At 45.9% G+C, this 18,323-nt stretch carries 18 protein-coding genes; 7 read left to right on the top strand and 11 right to left on the bottom strand.

Annotated elements, in window-relative coordinates; all coding sequences use genetic code 11:
• Positions 1–65 precede the first annotated feature (65 nt).
• Positions 66–836: a BON domain-containing protein gene (locus ACZ5XY_RS07235; RefSeq protein ID WP_464740305.1), complete on the bottom strand. Its 771-nt coding sequence runs from the start codon at positions 834–836 to the stop codon at positions 66–68.
• Between the two features lie 210 nt (positions 837–1,046).
• Positions 1,047–1,457 carry a YraN family protein gene (locus ACZ5XY_RS07230; RefSeq protein WP_464740303.1) on the bottom strand — a complete coding sequence of 137 codons (411 nt, stop codon included), beginning with the start codon at positions 1,455–1,457 and terminating at the stop codon, positions 1,047–1,049.
• A gap of 186 nt (positions 1,458–1,643) precedes the next feature.
• Between ACZ5XY_RS07230 and rsmI the strand changes: the two genes are divergently transcribed.
• Both rsmI and ACZ5XY_RS07220 read left to right on the top strand, forming a co-directional pair.
• Positions 1,644–2,558 (top strand): 16S rRNA (cytidine(1402)-2'-O)-methyltransferase, encoded by a 915-nt coding sequence (gene rsmI, locus ACZ5XY_RS07225; RefSeq protein ID WP_464740301.1) that lies wholly within the window; start codon positions 1,644–1,646, stop codon positions 2,556–2,558.
• 53 nt (positions 2,559–2,611) lie between these two features.
• A complete protein-coding gene (locus ACZ5XY_RS07220; RefSeq protein WP_464740299.1) occupies positions 2,612–3,634 on the top strand; it encodes an adenosine kinase in 1,023 nt (340 codons plus the stop codon).
• Between the two features lie 95 nt (positions 3,635–3,729).
• Here ACZ5XY_RS07220 and ACZ5XY_RS07215 read toward each other — a convergent pair whose 3' ends face one another.
• Together ACZ5XY_RS07215 and nfuA are read right to left on the bottom strand one after the other, a co-directional pair.
• On the bottom strand, positions 3,730–5,028 hold the full coding sequence (locus tag ACZ5XY_RS07215) for an O-acetylhomoserine aminocarboxypropyltransferase/cysteine synthase family protein (protein WP_464740297.1): 1,299 nt from the start codon (positions 5,026–5,028) through the stop codon (positions 3,730–3,732).
• Between the two features lie 153 nt (positions 5,029–5,181).
• Positions 5,182–5,841 carry a Fe-S biogenesis protein NfuA gene (gene nfuA / locus ACZ5XY_RS07210; protein ID WP_464740295.1) on the bottom strand — a complete coding sequence of 220 codons (660 nt, stop codon included), beginning with the start codon at positions 5,839–5,841 and terminating at the stop codon, positions 5,182–5,184.
• Positions 5,842–6,049: 208 nt separating this feature from the next.
• Here nfuA and ACZ5XY_RS07205 point away from each other — a divergent pair, with 208 nt between their 5' ends.
• On the top strand, positions 6,050–7,099 hold the full coding sequence (locus ACZ5XY_RS07205) for a bifunctional nicotinamide-nucleotide adenylyltransferase/Nudix hydroxylase (protein WP_464740293.1): 1,050 nt from the start codon (positions 6,050–6,052) through the stop codon (positions 7,097–7,099).
• 2 nt (positions 7,100–7,101) lie between these two features.
• Positions 7,102–7,875 carry an SGNH/GDSL hydrolase family protein gene (locus ACZ5XY_RS07200; RefSeq protein WP_464740291.1) on the top strand — a complete coding sequence of 258 codons (774 nt, stop codon included), beginning with the start codon at positions 7,102–7,104 and terminating at the stop codon, positions 7,873–7,875.
• A gap of 90 nt (positions 7,876–7,965) precedes the next feature.
• Here ACZ5XY_RS07200 and ACZ5XY_RS07195 read toward each other — a convergent pair whose 3' ends face one another.
• Positions 7,966–8,235, bottom strand: coding sequence for a type B 50S ribosomal protein L31 (locus ACZ5XY_RS07195; protein ID WP_464740289.1), 270 nt, complete (start codon positions 8,233–8,235; stop codon positions 7,966–7,968).
• A 325-nt stretch (positions 8,236–8,560) separates the two neighbouring features.
• On the opposite strand from ACZ5XY_RS07195, the gene ACZ5XY_RS07190 reads away from it, so the two are divergent.
• Both ACZ5XY_RS07190 and ACZ5XY_RS07185 read left to right on the top strand, forming a co-directional pair.
• Entirely contained in the window at positions 8,561–9,160 is a 600-nt protein-coding gene (locus tag ACZ5XY_RS07190) for a YceI family protein (RefSeq protein WP_464740287.1), read from the top strand.
• A gap of 478 nt (positions 9,161–9,638) precedes the next feature.
• Positions 9,639–11,240, top strand: coding sequence for an FAD-dependent oxidoreductase (locus ACZ5XY_RS07185; protein WP_464740285.1), 1,602 nt, complete (start codon positions 9,639–9,641; stop codon positions 11,238–11,240).
• Positions 11,241–11,487: 247 nt separating this feature from the next.
• Here the strand turns inward: ACZ5XY_RS07185 and ACZ5XY_RS07180 are convergent, their stop codons facing one another.
• From ACZ5XY_RS07180 to dtd, 4 genes are all read right to left on the bottom strand, one after another.
• Positions 11,488–12,165 carry an LOG family protein gene (locus ACZ5XY_RS07180; protein WP_464740283.1) on the bottom strand — a complete coding sequence of 226 codons (678 nt, stop codon included), beginning with the start codon at positions 12,163–12,165 and terminating at the stop codon, positions 11,488–11,490.
• A 232-nt stretch (positions 12,166–12,397) separates the two neighbouring features.
• A complete protein-coding gene (gene phoR / locus ACZ5XY_RS07175; protein WP_464740281.1) occupies positions 12,398–13,813 on the bottom strand; it encodes a phosphate regulon sensor histidine kinase PhoR in 1,416 nt (471 codons plus the stop codon).
• Between the two features lie 18 nt (positions 13,814–13,831).
• Positions 13,832–14,482 (bottom strand): winged helix-turn-helix domain-containing protein, encoded by a 651-nt coding sequence (locus ACZ5XY_RS07170; protein ID WP_464743815.1) that lies wholly within the window; start codon positions 14,480–14,482, stop codon positions 13,832–13,834.
• Positions 14,483–14,630: 148 nt separating this feature from the next.
• Entirely contained in the window at positions 14,631–15,083 is a 453-nt protein-coding gene (gene dtd / locus ACZ5XY_RS07165; RefSeq protein ID WP_464740279.1) for a D-aminoacyl-tRNA deacylase, read from the bottom strand.
• Positions 15,084–15,250: 167 nt separating this feature from the next.
• Between dtd and asd the strand changes: the two genes are divergently transcribed.
• Positions 15,251–16,096, top strand: a complete 846-nt coding sequence (asd, locus tag ACZ5XY_RS07160; protein ID WP_464740277.1) for an archaetidylserine decarboxylase — start codon at positions 15,251–15,253, stop codon at positions 16,094–16,096.
• 103 nt (positions 16,097–16,199) lie between these two features.
• Here asd and ACZ5XY_RS07155 read toward each other — a convergent pair whose 3' ends face one another.
• Entirely contained in the window at positions 16,200–16,775 is a 576-nt protein-coding gene (locus tag ACZ5XY_RS07155) for an isochorismatase family protein (protein ID WP_464740275.1), read from the bottom strand.
• Between the two features lie 269 nt (positions 16,776–17,044).
• Positions 17,045–18,217 (bottom strand): acetyl-CoA C-acyltransferase FadA, encoded by a 1,173-nt coding sequence (fadA, locus tag ACZ5XY_RS07150; protein ID WP_464740273.1) that lies wholly within the window; start codon positions 18,215–18,217, stop codon positions 17,045–17,047.
• Positions 18,218–18,323: the final 106 nt, after the last annotated feature.

The raw sequence follows: 18,323 nt of genomic DNA, 5'->3' as shown, positions 1-18,323 counted from the left end.
CATTGGCAATTTATAGGCAAGTCTTGTTATGAATTTTTAAGTGAAATTTAACAACCAAACAATGGCTAAGGCGCTAAGTCTTCTTCATCAATCACGATGACGGGGGTTCGACTTTGGTTGTCGCTTATGTCTTGATACTCGGTTTGGGAGTTGACTACGGGCGCGGGGCTTGGACTTGCAGCAAGCGAGCTTTTATTTTCAAACATGATGTCGTTGTCATTAATTGGTGATCCTGAATCATCAACCAGCGTGGTCATCAGTACCAATTCAATAACCCCTGCGGTTTTGTTAGCCATGTCAATCAAATTGCTTTGCTGAGTTGGCGTCAAGCGCCCCATGATATAAACGATGCCATCATTAGTAACTACTTTGATTTGCGAGGATTTAAGGGCGTTGCTTGCGGCAACTTTTGCCATAATTTTGGAGCTGATATAGCCATCGTGAACGGTTGCGCTTGCCCCGCGCGCCACCCCAACTTTAAGCTCATTGTAAACGCGGCGGACGTCTGGCATGGAAGCCACCACTTTACCGATTTGCTCTTTGAGCGCCTCACTTGGCACCTCTCCTGACAGCAGCACTTCACTGTTAAAGCTATCAATGCTCATTCGGCTGCTTTGCTGCAAATTTTGCTCAAGACCGTAAATGTTGACTTTGGCGGTGTGCTCAATACTGCGGTCAAGCAAGCGCTGCGGAATGGTGCGCTCGGTTGCCGGAACGCCATAAGTGCCTTTGGTGCTGTTGGTCAAATAATTGGTCGTACAGCCGGTAGCAAGTAATGTGCTCGCAATGGTAGCGGCGACTAAAGCTTGGCGAAAAAAAGAGTTGGTTTGGGTCATGGGATACCTCTGAGGGCTTAAATAATCTTTTAAAGGTAATCTTTTAGAATAGTGGGCACTGGTGGCGCTTACTTTACTGAAAAATGACAAAATTAGATAATATGTTTGGTAACGTTAACTTGTTGATAACTTACTTAATCGCTGCTAATGACACCTTTTAAAAACTAATGTTCGGCTTTAAAAAATTCTTCTTAATTTTTGCAACAAACTTTACCAAGCTTGGGCTAAAAACGCGCCGGCAATCCAATTTGGCGTTAAATTGTTACCGTCAAATGCCACCACATCAAAACGGCAATCGTAATCGGCAAACTGTGGGTGCTGCTGTAAAAAATATTGCGCGGTTTTAATGAGCTTTTTTTGCTTAGCAGGGCTGACACTCATCGCCGCATTACCAAAATTGGACGCTCGGCGTTTACGAACTTCAATAAATACCAAGGTTGCCAAGCCGTTATTTTCCGTTGCCGACATCATAATAAGGTCAATCTCGCCCACTTTATGTTGCTGCCAGTTTTTCGCGATAAGGGTTAAACCTTGGTTTTGCAAATACTCACAAGCCAGCGCTTCAAAGGTTGCCCCTGATTGCTGAGTAGCACTGGTAAGCTTTAGCGGTTTTTTTGGCATTTTTTTAACTCAAGCGTTGTCGATGAGCGCTTTATCCAAAAAAGCCATCGGGTCAAAGTTTAAACTGGGAAGCTGTCATCATAATTTTTTGCAAATTCTTTTCATCATAGCATATCATGCTAAACTGTTCGGATTTGAGTTCGATTTTGCCCCGCGCAATGATTGACGCTATAAAAGGTAAAAGTGATGGCAACAAACGATTTGGTCAATACAGCAAGGGCTGAGGCGCAGCTTTACATTGTGGCAACGCCGATTGGCAATTTGCAGGACATGACGCCGCGCGCCATCGAGGTGCTCAAAAGCGTTGCCATTATTGCTTGTGAGGACACGCGAACCTCAAAAAAGCTGCTTGACCATTTTAACATTGCCACCAAACAATTGGCAGCCGATAACGAAAGCCAGCACCAAAAATTGTGGGCGTATCATGAGCATAACAGCGCGGTGCAAACGCCCAAGCTGATTGAAATGATTCAAAATGGTCATTCAGTGGCGCTGATTAGTGATGCCGGAACGCCGCTGGTTAGCGACCCTGGATTTCAATTGGTTCAAGCAGCGCACGCGGCGGGCGTGAGCGTCTCCCCCATCGTTGGCGCATCAGCCGCAATTGCCGCGTTGTCGGTAGCAGGATTGCCCTCTGACCGCTTTAGCTTTATTGGCTTTTTACCGGCAAAAGCGCACGGCCGTCAAAAGCAGCTTGAATTGCTTAAATCACGAAGCGAGACGCTCATTTTTTATGAAGCACCGCACCGAATTTTGGCAAGCCTTGAGGATTTAGCAAGCGTTTTTGGTGAGGAGCGCGTGATTACTTTTTGCCGAGAGTTGACCAAGACCTTTGAAACCGTTTATAAATCAACGCTAAAAGCGCTGATTGATTTTGTTAAAAACGATGACAATCAGCAGCGCGGCGAGATTGTGCTGGTCGTTGCCGGCGCTCAGCAAGAAGACGATAATGCGGACAATTTTGATGAATTATTGCTCAGATTACTGCAAGATTTAAGCGTAAAAAAAGCGGCTGCCCTTGCCGCTGACATTACCGGCGTGAAAAAAAACAGCCTTTATCAGCGCTTGCTTGAGCTGCAATCGCAAAATGATAATTCGTAATTTTTTATTTTAACTGATTTTAACTTTATTTTAACTTCGTTTAGGAGACGGCCATGTTTGATGTGATGGCGATTGGCAATGCCTTGGTTGACCATGAGTTTGTGTTAAGTGATGCTGAACTTGAAGAAACCGAGTTGACGCGCGGCAACATGACCCTTGCCACTCTTGATGAGCAGCAGCAATTGCTTGCCTATTTTCAGCTTGCCAACATTGCGCCCTCCAAGCAAGCCGGCGGCGGCTCAGCGGCAAATACCATGTTTGCCTTTGCAAGCTTGGGCGGAAAGCCGTTCTATGCTTGCCGCGTGGGTGACGACGCTCAAGGTCAATTTTATTTGCAAGATTTAAACCAAGCCGGCGTAGCAACGTCTGACAAATCGATCCATGACGGCGGCGTGACCGGCTCTTGTGTGGTGGCGGTCACTCATGATGGCGAGCGCACGATGCAAACTTATCTTGGCACGTCGAGTGAGATTTGCGCCGACAACGTCGATTTTGACGCCTTAACGCAAGCCGGTTGGCTGTATTTAGAAGGCTATTTGGCGATGTCTGAGAGCATTCAGCCGGCGATGACTCAGCTGCGTCAGCAAGCAGGGCTTCATGGCGCCAAAATCGCGGTAAGCTTTGCTGACCCTGCCGTGGTTAAATTTGCCAAAGAGGGCTTATTAAATATGCTTGGCAATACCGTTGAAGTGATTTTTTGCAACAGCGAAGAGGCGCGATTATTCACCGATAAAAAACAGCTCAAAGCGGCAGCGCGAGCACTTCTTGACTACTGCAACATTGCAGTCATCACCGATGGCGCAAATGGCGCGCTGATTGCCCAAAAAATGACTCAAAAGCCAAACCTTGAGCCTGTCTTTTTTGACATTCCAACGCCGGTTGTTAACGTGGTCGATACCAATGGCGCAGGCGACAATTATGCCGGCGCGTTTTTGTTTGGCTTATCGCAGCATTATAGCCTTCATGAATGCGGTCGCCTTGCCAGTGAAGTTGCCGCGCAAGTGATTCAGCAATTTGGCCCAAGACTTGAGTCAGAAATTTATCAAGACATTTCAAGGCGCGTTTTGGTCGCCTAACCACGTTAACATGGTTTTTAAAACCCTGATAAAAAAGATGAAAAAATAAAAAACCCATCGCAATGATGGGTTTTTTGGTTTAACCGATAAATCAATTAAACCGCAGCTAATGCTTGCTCTAAATCGGCTTTAATGTCCTCAATATGCTCAATGCCAATTGACAAGCGAACCATATCTTCGCTAACCCCTGCTTGCTCAAGCTCTTGACCATTGAGCTGACGATGCGTCGTTGTTGCCGGATGACAAGCTAGCGATTTGGCATCACCAATATTCACCAATCGGGTGATGAGTTTGAGCGCATCAATAAAGCGCGCGCCGGCTTCCCTGCCTCCTTTTACCCCAAAAGTTAAAATCGCAGACGGCGTACCTTTCATATATTTTTGCGACAACTTAAAGTCGGGATGGTCGGGAAGTCCGGCATATTTTACCCAAGCAACTTTGTCATGACCGGTTAAATATTCTGCAACCGCTTGGGCGTTTTCAACGTGGCGCTCCATTCGCAAGCTTAGTGTTTCAATCCCTTGCAAAATGCTAAAGGCGTTAAACGGGCTCATTGCTGCGCCCATATTGCGCAAAGGGGCAACGCGAGCGCGAGCAATGAATGCTGCCGCGCCAATGTCTTTGACAAAATTCACCCCGTGATAACTGGCATCCGGCGTATTAAGCAGCGCAAAACGCTCCGGATAATCGCCCCAAGGGAACTTGCCCCTATCCACAATCGCACCGCCAATTGACGTTCCTGTGCCGCTCATATATTTGGTCAGCGCATGAACCACAATGTCCGCGCCAAAGTCAAACGGTCGGCAAAGTACAGGCGTTGCCACCGTATTGTCAATGACCAAAGGCACGCCAAACTCATGAGCAATGTCGCTTAGCGCTTGAATATCCACGATATTGCCAAGCGGGTTGCCAATACTTTCAGCAAATACCATTTTGGTTTTATCATCAATCAAATCGCGAATGGCTTCAGGGTTTTGATAATCAAAAAAGCGAACCTCAATCCCTTGTCGCGGCAAAGCATGGGCAAATAAATTGTAAGTGCCGCCATAAAGGGTCGATACCGCCACGATATTGTCGCCCGCCTCGCAAATGGTCTGGATGGTATAGGTGATTGCTGCCATGCCAGAGGCAACCGCAAGCGCGCCAACGCCGCCCTCAAGTGCCGCCACGCGTTCTTCCAATACCGCATTGGTTGGGTTCATAATTCGGGTATAAATGTTGCCTTGAACCTTTAAATCAAACAAATCCGCGCCGTGTTGGGTATTGTCAAAAGCATACGAGGTGGTGTGATAAATCGGAACGGCAACGGCTTTGGTGGTTTCCTCAGGGGTGTAGCCGGCGTGAATGGCAAGCGTTTCTAAATGCTGCATTTGGGCTTGATTGTCGTGACTCATAATTTTGTCCTTAAAAAAATGATTGTGATGGCATTGTTTATATGTTGGCAAATAAAAAAGCTGAAGTTATCATACCTCAGCTTCTTTAGGATTAACACCGCCAATCAGCGCCGCTTTTATACCCAATTAAACGAACGCTTACTTAACGGGCACTTATTTATAATACGCATTTTCAGTTCGCGTGTGGTCGGTTTCATCAACCACTTGGGTCAATTCTGGGATTTGCTGCTTTAATTGTACCTCAACGCCTTGACGAAGCGTCATATCGACCGCCGAGCAGCCCTGACAGCCGCCGCCAAATTTAAGCACCGCCGTCAAGCCAATACCGTCCTCTTCAATCAGCTCTAACAGCTCGACCATGCCGCCATGCGCTGCCAGATTTGGGTTAATTTCCGATTGCAGCACATAATTGATGCGCTCCTCAACGCTTGCGTCCGCACCAACTTTAGGAACTTTAGAATTAGGCGCGCGAAAGGTCAACTGACCGCCAAACCGGTCCTTGTTGTAATCAATCACCGCATCTTCCAAATACGGTACGGACGGCGCATCAATAAATGCCGAAAAGTCGTCATAATCCAAGCGCAAATCGGCGCTATCTTCCTCACCGGGCTGATTGTACGCCATGCAGCATTCCGCGCGCGGCGTTCCGGCATTTTCAACAAAAATACGAACGCCAATGCCATCGGTATCTTGTTTGGCAAGCAAATCCGCCAAATAGCCTTGCGCCGATTCGGTGATGGTGATATTGCTTTTAATGTCGCTTTGCTCTAAATCAAGCGCAGACACGTTATCAGGTTGAGCGTGGTCAGTCATATTGAGTCCTTGGCAATCTAATGATAACGGTCAACCGGCGGCTGCCTTATCAAAATTAGGGTGAAAGCAAGCCCAAAGCTTACCGTTCGTTAGCAATATTATAAGGGCAATTTTTGTGCAATCAAGGTACAATTCCGACCTTGCTGCTGTGAATTTCTTAATCTATCAAATGAGCAAAATTAAAGTTAAAAATAATAAGGTTACAATAATGACAATAATCCCTCATATTACGCAAAAACCTTACCGTTATTTGGTCTTTATCGGTCGCTTTCAGCCGTTTCATTTGGGTCATAAAGCGGTCATTGATGCGGCCCTTGAAAAAGCCGACAATGTCATCGTGCTTATCGGCTCTGCCAATGAGCCAAGAAGTCTTCGCAATCCGTTTACCACTTGCGAGCGTGAGCAGATGATTTTGGGCGCATATTCAGAAGCGGACGCCAAGCGAATTCATTGCGTACCCTTAGCTGACGCACTTTATAACGACACGCGCTGGTTAAAAAACGTTCAATCTGCGGTGCTAAGCGTTACTCATGATTTAAACGACAATATCGGCATTATCGGTTATCTAAAAGACCGCTCGTCGTATTATTTGGCGCTGTTTCCGCATTGGGGCGCAGAATCAGTTGCCAATTATCAAAATCTATCAGCAACACCACTTCGCAAAGCGTATTTGTTAAATCAAAAATCAGCGGACGACTTAAATAACGAGCCAATCCCAAAGTCTACGAAGCAGTTTTTAACCCAGTTTGCAACAACTGACGACTTTAAAACGCTCAACGCTGAGGCAAAGTTTGTTGCCGAGTATAAACGCCAATGGCAAGCGGCGCCCTACCCGCCGATTTTTGCAACGGTCGATGCCGTGGTGGTTCAGTCGGGGCATATTTTGCTTGTTGAGCGCGGCGGTCAACCGGGCGTGGGTCAGTTTGCGCTTCCGGGCGGTTTTCTCAATCCCGATGAGGCGCTCATTGACGCTTGTATCCGCGAGCTGATTGAAGAGACGCAAATTGACGTTTTGGAAACTGAATTAAAGCAGTCCTATCAGCGCCAATTGACCTTTGATGACCCCGACCGCTCGCCGCTTGGTCGCGTCATTACCCAAGCGTTTTATTTTGAATTAAATAGTAAAGAAAAAGGCTTACCGCAAATCAAAGGCAGTGATGACGCGGCGCGCGCTTTTTGGCTACCGCTTGCCAATCTTGACCCGAAGCAAATGTTTCAAGACCATTTAGCCATTATCCAAAAGCTGATTGGGGTTTAGTCATGGCAACATCTCATTTCGCTAAGCTAAAACACGCCGCCCTTGCGCCCGTTTATTTATACCAAGCAAAGCAGGTCAAAAAGTCAGCACTGCTTTTACCTGAACCAAAAGGCGAGCGGCAAGGAATGCTTGTCATTAATGATAATTTGCCAACGTCGCAAATGCTGAATCTTATGGTTGTTGGCGACTCGTCAGCGGCAAGCGTTGGCTGTAAGTTGCAAAATGAGGGCTTGGCACAAAATTTAGCGACTACCCTTCAAGCAAATTTTAGTAAAAACGCGACTCAGCAAAATTATCGCGCCATTCATTGGTCACTTCATGCCAAATCCGGCGACAGCAGTTTTGATTTGCTAAGGCGATTGTTTGTCACGCCTAAGCAGTCGGTTGAGGTGATGGTCATTTGCATCGGGGTGAATGATGTCACCAAAAATACGAGATTACAGCCGTGGCAAAAAAACATTGCTGAAATCATTGCCATAAGTCAGCGCAAATTTGGCGCGCGCTTTATTATTTTTTCAAGTTTGCCGCCGATGGGCGATATGCCTGCCCTGCCTTCGCCATTGAACCAACTTTTAGGGCAAAAGGCTCAGCAGCTTGATGAAAACTTAAAGCAAATTTGTGAAAATACGAACGGCGTTTATTATTTTTCGCCAAAATTAACCGATAGCAAAAACTTAAGCGAAATGTTTGCAAACGATGGCGTTCACCCAAGTTCAAGCGCTTATCAGCTTTGGGCAAGCCAGCTTGCTGATTATATTAATTCTTTATTAAACTAAAAAATTAAACTAAAAACTTTCATTAAATTTTAACCAAAAAAAACCGCTAAAATATTCAGCGGCTTTTTTAGCAATAAGGTAAAAACCAGCTTATTCAGCGGCTTTTTTCTTACGACCACCAAACGCACCAAAGCGCTTGTTGAAGCTTGCCACACGACCTTCGCTTGACGCTTTACGCTGCTCGCCGGTGTAGAATGGGTGCGACGCGCTTGAGATATCAAGTGGGAAGTATGGGTATTCTTTGCCTTCATATTCACGAGTGGCTTTGGTTTTAACCGTTGAGCGGGTCAAAAAGTAAACGTCAGCGTTGGTGTCGTGAAATAAAACGTCGTGGTAATCAGGATGGATATCGTTGCGCATAATATACTCTCAAGTCCGGTGAGCTTGGCTCAACTGAGGCACTAAGGACATTGTCAATCTAGCAAAAAAGTCACCAACTCATTTTGGCACTTGCCACCACATTGATGCACGCTTAGCCTTCCCCAGCGGGAAAAATAAATCGCGATTCTAGCGGTTTTTGCTAAAATTTGCAAGAAGATTGCGTTAATTAACCGCTTACTGTTAAGAATATAGCTATAAATATACTGACATTGTTAAGCAAATAAGGTATAAACAATCTGATTATTATAATTTTTAGCCCTCCTGATAAGCCAATCGCTTATTCGGTCTTTTTAAGGAAACAGTTATGAAACTTATTAGCAACCCCTTACTGCAAAGTTTAGTTGGCGCAAGTTTACTGCTTGCCAGCGCGGCTCATGCTGCCCTGCCTACCCAATGGCAGCTTGACAACTCGCACACCCGCGTTGGTTTTTCAGTCGAGCATTTAGGCTTTTCAACCACCATGGGGCATTTTGACAAGGTTGACGGCACCCTAAACTACAATATCAAAGCGCCAAACAAAACCACGATGAACTTTGTGATTGACACAAACAGCATCAACACCGCCTTTGAAGCCCGCGACAAGCATTTGCGCTCGGACGACTTTTTTAACGTTAAAAAATACCCAACGATGACCTTTAAATCTACCAAGGTCAATTTTTATAACCCGCAGCAAGCCAAAGTGGATGGCAATTTGACCTTGCTTGGCGTCACCAAACCGGTCACCTTAAACGTCACCATTAAAAAAATTGCCAACAGCCCGATGACCAAAAAACCGGTAATTGGCTTTCGCGCCACCGGCGTCATTGACCGCACTGAATTTGGCATGACCAGCTTTGCTGATGGCATCACCACCAAAGTTCCGATTCAAATCGATGGCGAATTGGTCGAAAAAACGAGCAAATAAGACCATAAAGCCCCATCAGCTTTTCAAAATTCACAATCAAAAAAACAGCAATCTAGGTTGCTGTTTTTTATGGTTTATCAACGCGAATAAATAAGTGAGCAAACTCTTAAGAAACGAGTTTTTATAAGAATAATAAATGCGGCGCTAATTTTGTTGCTTGTTATAATTAGAAATTTAAGCTTGAGGAATCATGGGCGGCATTGACAAAACTTATGCAGCCCGTTACGCATCTTTATATTTGATAAGAAAATTTTTCGGTAAAATGGGGTTATCTTTAGAAAACTTTAACAGTTGCTCATCCGGTCTGGTTAATTGCTCGGCACTTTAACAGCGATTTGCAATTATAGACCGTTAATGAAAGCCAACTTACCTCTTGAAATGGTCAAATAATCTCCAAGATATAGCTTAATCAAACCTTCTTTTGGCGCTTATTCTTGCCTGCTTTTCATGACTTTCAACAAAGGACATCATCACCGAAATGACTTCATTGATGAACCAAAACGATTTTTCTGCGGTTGACGCCAAGCAAGCCCTTACGGCAAAAGCTCAGGCTAAGCCAAAATCCCGAGTGGGAATTTTGGGCGGCGGGACGGCAGGGTCAACCATTGCCATTCGCTTGGCAGCGCTTGGGGTTGAAACTTACTTATTTGAAAAAAAAGCATCGCTGATTGATGGTCCACCGATGTGTCATTTGCACGCCGGCGGCAATTTGTACCGCGAAATCCCTGATGAGGATTGCGTGGCGCTGCTTGAGCAATGCATTGATATTGTTAGGCTTTATCCCTACACCATCGATATTCGCCCAACGGTATTTGCCGTGCCAACCCGTGATGATGGCGCGCCAGAAGACTTACTGCCACGGCTTGATGCCTTAAAAAACGCCTATCAAGCGTTAGTTGACAGCGATATTAATAACAAAGTGCTGGGCGAGCCAGATAATTATTATCAGCTGTACTCGCATGAGCGCTTGCTTGAATTGGCAAAATTGCCGCAAGTTGCCGTTCCTGCGACCCTTGATGAATGGCTGATTCCGGTTGCCAAACACTTGGATTTAAACAAAGTGAAATTTCCCTTGATTGCCGTTCAAGAGTACGGCTGGAATATTTTTCGCTTGGCAGCTTCGGCAAAGCTTGCCCTTGAAGAATACCCAAATGCTCATGTGCTGACCAACACTATTGTTCAAAACGTTGCGCCGCTTGAATGTGAAAATTGCAGCAATGCCAACCATCACGTCAGCAAATGGCGGATTGATTATCAAAAGGCATCGTCAAACGCGAAAGAAGACAGCGCGCTACAATCGGTTGAGGTCGATTTTTTGATTAATGCGGCAGGATTTCGAACGGGAATTATTGATGATTTGGTTGGGGTTTCGGTCACGCGAATGGTGGAGTTTAAATCCTCGTTTGTGACCCATTGGGACAACGCCGGCGGTCAAATCCCTGAAATCATCATTTACGGGGAGCGCGGAACGCCTGAGGGTATGGCGCAATTGACGCCGTATCCGAACGGCTATTTTCAAATTCATGGCATGAGCAAATTTATCACCTTGTTTGATGATGGCTTGGTTGCCTCAAGTAAAGACAGCGCTCAGCCAAAACTTGCCAAAAAATATGTCGATTATATCGATAACGGTTGGGACAAATCGGCGCTGCAAGCCCGAGCTCAACAAGCCATCGATTATGTGGCGGAGTTTGTGCCAAAATTTACTAGCGCTCGAACGACCCAAAATGCCTTGTTTGGCGCTCAGCAAATCCCCGGTGAGGATGACACGCTTCGAGTGGCTGACGTCAGCCTTTATCCCAACTTACACTACGCTCGCGCTGAAAATGTGAAAGCCTCCTCAACCTTGATTGCGGCTGATGAAATCGTCAAGCAACTGGTTACGCTCAATATGATTGATAAATCGGCTGCCGATGACCATTACCGCAAAAATCACGAGTGGCAGTATTTGGTTCACAATGATGATACCCATATTGATTCCGTGGCACGAATGCTGGCGGTCAATCGCGATTTTCCGGCAGATATGGCGTGGGTCAATAAAGGCATGCGCTTAGCGGCGCTTTGTAGTTTGACGCCATAGCTATTAAAAACTGGGTTATTAACACCTAGGTTATTAACACCTAGGTTATTAACACCTAGGTTATTAACACCTCAGTTATGAAAAACCAATTATGAAAAATCAATTATTAAAGTTTTAGGGATTAAATATTGAATAAAAAAAGAGGCGGGATAAATGCCGCCTTTTTTGTTGGGAGTTGCTGACTTATTTGCCTGTTTTTACTGTCTTGACTCTTTATTGGTCAGCTTTTTATTGAACTCAGTTTTTATTAACTTCCTGCCATTTTATCGGTATCCACCGGCTCATCAATTTTAACCAATACATGAAGCAAATCAATGGCTTCATCAATGGTATTACAAACCACCAAGCGCTCAAGGTCGTCTTTTTTCATAAAGCCTTGCTCAGCGGTAAATGCCAAATGCTCAATCAAGCGGTCATAAAAGCCATTAATATTTAAAATAATCATCGGCTTTTCGTGCTGATACAGCTGACGCCATGTGGCGATTTCCATGATTTCCTCAAGCGTTCCCAAACCACCCGGTAAGGTGATAAACGCATCGGCATACTCTGCCATGACCGTTTTGCGCGTGTGCATGGTGTCGGTTAAATGCAGCTTTGTCAAGGCATCGTGGGCGATTTCGTGCTTGAGCATAAAGGTTGGAATGACCCCAACCGCTTGCGCGCCGCCTTTAATGATTTCGTCAGCAACCGCGCCCATAAGTCCAATGCTTGCGCCGCCATAAACCAGTCCCATGCCGTTTTGCGCCAATTTTTGACCAAGCTCACGTGCTGCCATTTCATAGACCACATCATTGCCAAGCCTTGAGCCGCAATAAACCGCAACCAGTGGCATCTCTAAACTAGATTTGTCAATCGCTTGTTCAATATGGGCAATATCGCGACCGGTTAACACGTCATAATTGTGGTTATTAATCGTCATTTGCATAAAATCTCCTTAAATGGTAATCGTTGGCAATTCAGCAATTCATCTTATTATTTAATGCCAAAACTCGCCCTGCAGTCATCTTAGCATACGCTAAAACTGCTCTGAGTTACTACAGTTTATTGCTGCGTAACGAATATGTTGTTCAAGCAAGGTTAAGAAAATAAAGTGGCGGGAAGTTTGGGCGCAAGCTAAAGGCAGATTGCGGCAAGCTTTTCATGTTTTGCCGTGCCAATCAAAGACAATTTCGACGATTGGCAAAAATAATGCGAAAGGTCGAGCCTTGATTTTCAACTGAGTCGATTTGCAGTTTGGCATCATGTTGATAAAGGACGTGTTTGACGATGGCAAGACCAAGCCCTGTGCCGCCAGCGTTGCGGTTGCGACCGCTATCAACGCGGTAAAAGCGCTCGGTGAGGCGTTCAATATGCTGCGGGGCGATACCAATACCGTTATCGGATACTAAAAACTCCATGCCGTCAGCGCCCGCCTGCCAAACGATGGTAATGTTGCCGCCTTTTGGCGTGTATTTGATGGCATTAATGACAAGGTTTTGTAGCGCACTGGTTAAATATAGCGCCGCACCAAAAATATGCTGCTGACTTTGAATATCCAAAGTAATGTCATGACCAAAGTCTTTATTATATGTTTGCGCTTCCTCAAAAATTTGGGTGATGAGTGCCGGCATATCAATGCAAGTTTGGTCGGGCGCTTCGTCGTTTTCAAGCCGTGACAGCAGCAACAAATCATTAACGATGTTGTTCATTCGCGTGGTCTGCTGGGTCATCAATTCAAAGCCGCGCTGCCAGTTTGGCGCAAGGTCGGCTTGGTCGGAAAAAGTTTCTAAATAGCCCATCAATACGGTCAAGGGCGTTCGCAGTTCGTGCGAGACGTTTGCCACAAAGTCGCGGCGCATGTGCTCTAAGTGCTGAAGTCGCGTGACGTCATAAATCATCAGCAGCTTTTCACTGCCAAAATGGGTGACTTCAAATTTTAAATAACGGTTGGGGTTTTGCCAAAATACCAAATGAATGCCGTTGTTGGGTGTGGCAGCCGTTTTATAATAATGCTGAAATTCTGCCACCGGAATTAAATTTAGAATGCTGTTGTTTTTATCCTGCGAGGTGAGTGACAACAGTTTTTCGGCGGCTTGGTTCCACCATTCAATGCCATCGTGGTCATTTAGCAAAATTACCGCGTTTTGTAGCGACAATAGCGAGCTGCGAATTTTTTTACTCAGTCCAAGCAGTTGCAACTGAGCTTGCCGTTCTTGTTTTCGCCGCTCATAAAGGTGGGTTGCCACCGCGCCAAGCGTCCCTATCATTTCAGGCGGCGGATTGTTGGTAGGCTCAGCAATCCACGTTAAAAAACGCTGAGTATGATAAAGCCGCCAAATCCCGTAGCCGATAAAGGCGATAAAAAAGCCAAGCCCCCAATGCTGACTATACAAACCAATAACGAGCGCCACAATCAGCCAAAGCAAAAATACGGGCGCATCTGACCAAACAGAGGGCGCCTTAAAAGTGGCGCTTTGGTCAGGCGTATTGGGTGCGCTCATCGGCGGCAGCGCGTCGGTCAGCTCAGGGGTAGCAGTTTTCTCAAGCGCATTTGGCTCAAGACTTGAGGTAGGTTCAGGCGGTTGTGGCGGCATGGTCAATATAATCTTGAATTAAGGCGAGTTTTGAATGGAAAAGCGATAGCCAATGCCGCGAACGGTTTGAATGGCTTTGGCGCAGCCGTAAGGCTCAAGCAAGCGGCGCAGTCGGCGAATATAAACGTCAATGGTTCTATCTTCGATATAAACGGTGCTACCCCAAACTTGGTCAAGCAGTTGGTCACGAGAATAAGCGCGCTCAGGGTGGCTCATAAAAAACGCCAGCAGGCGATACTCGGTTGGGCAAAGCTCTAAATGCTGACCACTGGCGCTGATACGGCGGCTGCTATGGTCAAGGCAAAGGTTGCCGGCTTTAATGCGCTTATCGGCAGTTATCCCTTGCGCTCGCCTCAGTACGGCATTGATTCGCGATACCAACTCACGCGTTGAAAATGGCTTGGTGATATAATCGTCCGCGCCAGCATCAAGACCTTGAACTTTATGGTCTTCCTCACCTTTTGCGGTGAGCATAATGACCGGAATTTCACAAAGTAGCGCGTCTTTTTTAAGCATTCGGCAAAAATCAACGCCGCTTTGGTCATTCGGCAGCATCCAATCAAGTAAAATCAGTGCTGGCCTGCAATCCACCACCAACTGATGCGCCTCTGCCACATCGCCTGCCTGCAAACAGTCAAACCCCGCCAATTCAAGCGTCATCACAATCATCTCGCGAATGGCGGCTTCATCTTCCACAATTAAAATTGGCTTTTGGCTCACAGCAATTCTCCTTTAACAATGCTGCCTTATTAAACCTGAAAATTATGACAACGTGATGACAACAAGATAGCTATAGCTGAGGGTAAAATTTTATCCCCTACACTTCCAATAAAAAGGTTAAAGGACCATCATTAATGTTATCAACTTGCATGTCTGCGCCAAATTGACCCGTTTCAACGCTTGCAAAATTGGCTTTGGCATAAGTTACTACCTCATCAAACAACGCCTTTGCTAAATCCGGTCGCATTGCCCCGCCAAAATCAGGGCGGCGACCGCTGTTGGTGTTTGCCATTAAGGTAAATTGCGGCACCAAAAGCAAACCGCCGCCAACTTGAGCGACGTTTAAATCAAGCTTGCCAGCTTTTGCCGCATCTTCCTTATTTTCAAAAATGCGGTAGGTCAGTATTTTATCAATGAGTTTTTTGCCCGTGTCAATATTATCGTCATGACCGATGCCAATATATGCCAAAATGCCATGATTAATTGCGCCAATCGTGTCGCCATCAACGCGAACGCAAGCGCGGCTGACCCGCTGAATGACCGCTTTCATAATGCTCCTTTTATGGTAGCCAATTATAATTTTGCTTAAAATTTTATCAAAATAATGTGATTACGATTACCATTGAAATTATGGCAAGGCTTGCTGGCATGATACCATAAGCCAATTTTACCGCTTTATTTTGACCTTTATTTTGATAAATTTTTTTGGATAACCCCATGACCTTATTTACCTCACTTCAGCAAATCGTCCCACAGCAAAAGCTCAGCCAACTTGCAGGGCGCTTAGCCGAAAGCCGCCACCCCGTCGTTAAGCGCGCCATTATCCGAAGCTTTGCCAAAGCTTACGGCATCACCCTTGACGATTATGAGCGCGAAAGCCTGAATGCTTACGACAGCTTTAACGACTTTTTTACCCGCGAGTTAAAAGCCGATGCTCGCCATTTGGACTTAACCGAAAACGGAATTTTAAGTCCGGCGGACGGCGTCATCTCGCAACTTGGCGCGATTGATAAGCATAAAGTGTTGCAAGCTAAAGGTCGTTATTATGACATCGGTCAATTGCTTGCCGACAATGACGACGGCAATTATTTTAAAGATGGCAGCTTTGCGACCGTTTATTTGGCGCCAAGTAATTACCACCGCGTTCATATGCCGTTTGATGGCACACTCGTGCAGACGCGCTACGTTGCCGGATCGCTGTTTTCGGTCAACACCATAACGGCAGCAAACATTCCGGATTTATTTGCCCGCAATGAGCGCTTGGTTTGTATGTTTGATACCGATTTTGGTCGCGCGGCGGTGGTGATGGTTGGCGCAATGATTGTTGCCGGCATTGAAACGGTCGCCACGGGAAAAATTGAGCGAACGCCCCATATTCAATTGCAAAACCATGAGTTAAACCTAAATAAAGGTGACGAGCTTGGCAGATTTTACTTGGGCTCAACGGCGATTGTGGTGTTGCCAAAAGCGGCAAAAACCATTTGGCAAGCTGATTTAACCGCCGGAAGTACCGTTCAAATGGGGCAATTGCTTGGGGTTAATCAAGAAGCATTATCTGACTAAAGATAAAAACCAATTGCCAAATAAAAAGCTAAAGCCGTGATTAAATTACCGCTTTAGCTTTTATTAAGCTAACTTCTCAATGGCTTTAAACCTGATTGAAAGGCTATTTAATCAAACTGCTAATCGTTTTAAAGGCAGGGTCTTGGCTTGAGCGGCAAAGCTCAAACAAAACCGTTTCAACCGTGGTCACCACGCCACCTGCTCGGCGAATCCGGCGCAAGGCTTGCTTTTTATCATAAGGAAATCGCGAGCCGACCGCATCGCCAATAATGACCGGCTGCATACCGTTATCGAGTAAATCAAGCGCGGTTTGCAGCACGCAAACATGAGTTTCAACGCCGCAAAGCAGAACGGTGTTACGGTTTTGCTGGGCTAAATAGTGCCAAGAGATATCCGTATCGCAAGCACTAAAAGTGACTTTTTCAAAGCTTTTGGCGTTGTCGCCTTGCAGCAGTTCGCGAACTTCAGGAAGCGTATCCCCAAGACCTTTTTTATATTGCTCATTGAGCATGATGGGAATATCAAGCGCTTGCAGACCTTTGATTAAGGTGACGATTTTATTTACGACGGCGTCATGGTTTTCGATATGCGGGGTCAGGCGCTCTTGAACATCAATCACCATCGCTTGGGTGTTTTCGCGGGAAATTCGGTAGGTTTTATCAGAAATCATGGTCGACATAGTACGCTCCTTGTCGGCTGCCAATTCGGCGCGCCAAAATAGCCATCATTTATTGTTTTTGTTCCTCTCTTATTTAGTCATATTTTGTCGACATCGTCAATGACGATAACTTTCGGTAACAACTTATTGCAATTGCTTAGTTAAGTTAGCGCTTTATATTTTAAAGCTGATAAATTTTACTCAGTATTAACTTGCCACAAAAAAACCCCTTTTAACAAGAGGTTTTTTATTACAAATCAAACTATTTTTACTTAAAAATTAACTATTTATTAAACCCGCTCAATCACCGTGGCAATCCCTTGACCTAAGCCAATACACATGGTGGCAAGACCGATTTCGGTATCCATTTGCTCCATGGCGTTAAGCAAAGTTACGGTAATGCGAGCGCCTGAGCAGCCAAGCGGATGACCTAAAGCGATGGCGCCGCCGTTAACGTTAATGATATCTTGCTTGTCGCTTAGCCCCAATGATTTAATGACCGCAAGGCTTTGCGCGGCAAAGGCTTCGTTTAATTCAATGGTTTGCATGTCGTCAAGGCTCATGCCGGCGCGTTTGAGCGCCTTTTGGGTGGCAGGAACGGGACCATAACCCATAATCGCGGCATCACAACCGGCAATCGCCATACTGCGGATTCGCGCTCGTGGTTTCAACCCTAAGTCCTGCACTTTTTTGGCACTCATGACGAGCATGGCGGATGCGCCATCGGATAATGCGGATGATGTTGCTGCGGTGACCGTACCATTTTTGGGGTCAAAAGCAGGGCGCAATTTTTGCATTTGCTCAATAGTCGCATCAGGACGGATGACCTCATCAATGGTGCAAAGCTGCAAGTAACCGTTTTCGTCGTGACCTTCGATGCCGACGATTTCGTTATCAAAGCGACCATTCACGGTGGCATCCCAAGCTCGGCGATGCGATTCAAGACCAAAGGCGTCCTGCTCCTCGCGGCTGATATTGTTCATACGCCCTAGCATTTCAGCAGTCAGCCCCATCATGTTGGAGGCGCGGGCGTAATGCTTTGAGGCTTCGGGATTCAAATCAATGCCGTGCATCATGCCGACGTGACCCATGTGCTCAACGCCGCCGATGATAAAAATATCGCCTTGACCCGTCATGATTTGCGCAGCTGCCGTGTGCAGTGCCTGCATCGATGAGCCGCAAAGTCGGTTCACCGTTTGACCGCCGGTCGTTTTTGGGATGTCGGCAAGCAGCCCAATATTGCGACCAATGTTCATGCCTTGTTCAAGCGTTTGGTTGACGCAGCCCCAAATAATATCTTCTACTTCGCGGGTATCAAAGTCGTTGCGTGTTGTCAGCGCTCGCACCAGCTCCGCCGACATACTGTCCGCGCGAACATAGCGAAACATGCCATTTTTTGATTTTCCCATGGCGGTGCGGACGCCATCAACGATGACCACATCTTTTGGACTAAGCGTTGTCATATCAATATCCTTTTTTAATTGGTTTGGGCAAAGCGTGCTGATTGTTATTGTCTTTATTAATCCAAGCTTTGCCGCTAAATTTTGAGTTAAAAAATTTTATTTACGG

This window comes from Psychrobacter sp. GTC18467 (assembly GCF_055397455.1).
This window is presented reverse-complemented; position numbering and strand designations above follow the sequence as displayed.

What these genes read in the sequence shown, in the direction of transcription:
- ACZ5XY_RS07235 (WP_464740305.1), bottom strand. Translation starts at nt 836, where the DNA reads ATGACCCAAACCAACTCTTTTTTTCGCCAAGCTTTAGTCGCCGCTACC.
- ACZ5XY_RS07230 (WP_464740303.1), bottom strand. Translation starts at nt 1,457, where the DNA reads ATGCCAAAAAAACCGCTAAAGCTTACCAGTGCTACTCAGCAATCAGGG.
- rsmI (WP_464740301.1), top strand. Translation starts at nt 1,644, where the DNA reads ATGGCAACAAACGATTTGGTCAATACAGCAAGGGCTGAGGCGCAGCTT.
- ACZ5XY_RS07220 (WP_464740299.1), top strand. Translation starts at nt 2,612, where the DNA reads ATGTTTGATGTGATGGCGATTGGCAATGCCTTGGTTGACCATGAGTTT.
- ACZ5XY_RS07215 (WP_464740297.1), bottom strand. Translation starts at nt 5,028, where the DNA reads ATGAGTCACGACAATCAAGCCCAAATGCAGCATTTAGAAACGCTTGCC.
- nfuA (WP_464740295.1), bottom strand. Translation starts at nt 5,841, where the DNA reads ATGACTGACCACGCTCAACCTGATAACGTGTCTGCGCTTGATTTAGAG.
- ACZ5XY_RS07205 (WP_464740293.1), top strand. Translation starts at nt 6,050, where the DNA reads ATGACAATAATCCCTCATATTACGCAAAAACCTTACCGTTATTTGGTC.
- ACZ5XY_RS07200 (WP_464740291.1), top strand. Translation starts at nt 7,102, where the DNA reads ATGGCAACATCTCATTTCGCTAAGCTAAAACACGCCGCCCTTGCGCCC.
- ACZ5XY_RS07195 (WP_464740289.1), bottom strand. Translation starts at nt 8,235, where the DNA reads ATGCGCAACGATATCCATCCTGATTACCACGACGTTTTATTTCACGAC.
- ACZ5XY_RS07190 (WP_464740287.1), top strand. Translation starts at nt 8,561, where the DNA reads ATGAAACTTATTAGCAACCCCTTACTGCAAAGTTTAGTTGGCGCAAGT.
- ACZ5XY_RS07185 (WP_464740285.1), top strand. Translation starts at nt 9,639, where the DNA reads ATGACTTCATTGATGAACCAAAACGATTTTTCTGCGGTTGACGCCAAG.
- ACZ5XY_RS07180 (WP_464740283.1), bottom strand. Translation starts at nt 12,165, where the DNA reads ATGCAAATGACGATTAATAACCACAATTATGACGTGTTAACCGGTCGC.
- phoR (WP_464740281.1), bottom strand. Translation starts at nt 13,813, where the DNA reads ATGCCGCCACAACCGCCTGAACCTACCTCAAGTCTTGAGCCAAATGCG.
- ACZ5XY_RS07170 (WP_464743815.1), bottom strand. Translation starts at nt 14,482, where the DNA reads ATGATTGTGATGACGCTTGAATTGGCGGGGTTTGACTGTTTGCAGGCA.
- dtd (WP_464740279.1), bottom strand. Translation starts at nt 15,083, where the DNA reads ATGAAAGCGGTCATTCAGCGGGTCAGCCGCGCTTGCGTTCGCGTTGAT.
- asd (WP_464740277.1), top strand. Translation starts at nt 15,251, where the DNA reads ATGACCTTATTTACCTCACTTCAGCAAATCGTCCCACAGCAAAAGCTC.
- ACZ5XY_RS07155 (WP_464740275.1), bottom strand. Translation starts at nt 16,775, where the DNA reads ATGTCGACCATGATTTCTGATAAAACCTACCGAATTTCCCGCGAAAAC.
- fadA (WP_464740273.1), bottom strand. Translation starts at nt 18,217, where the DNA reads ATGACAACGCTTAGTCCAAAAGATGTGGTCATCGTTGATGGCGTCCGC.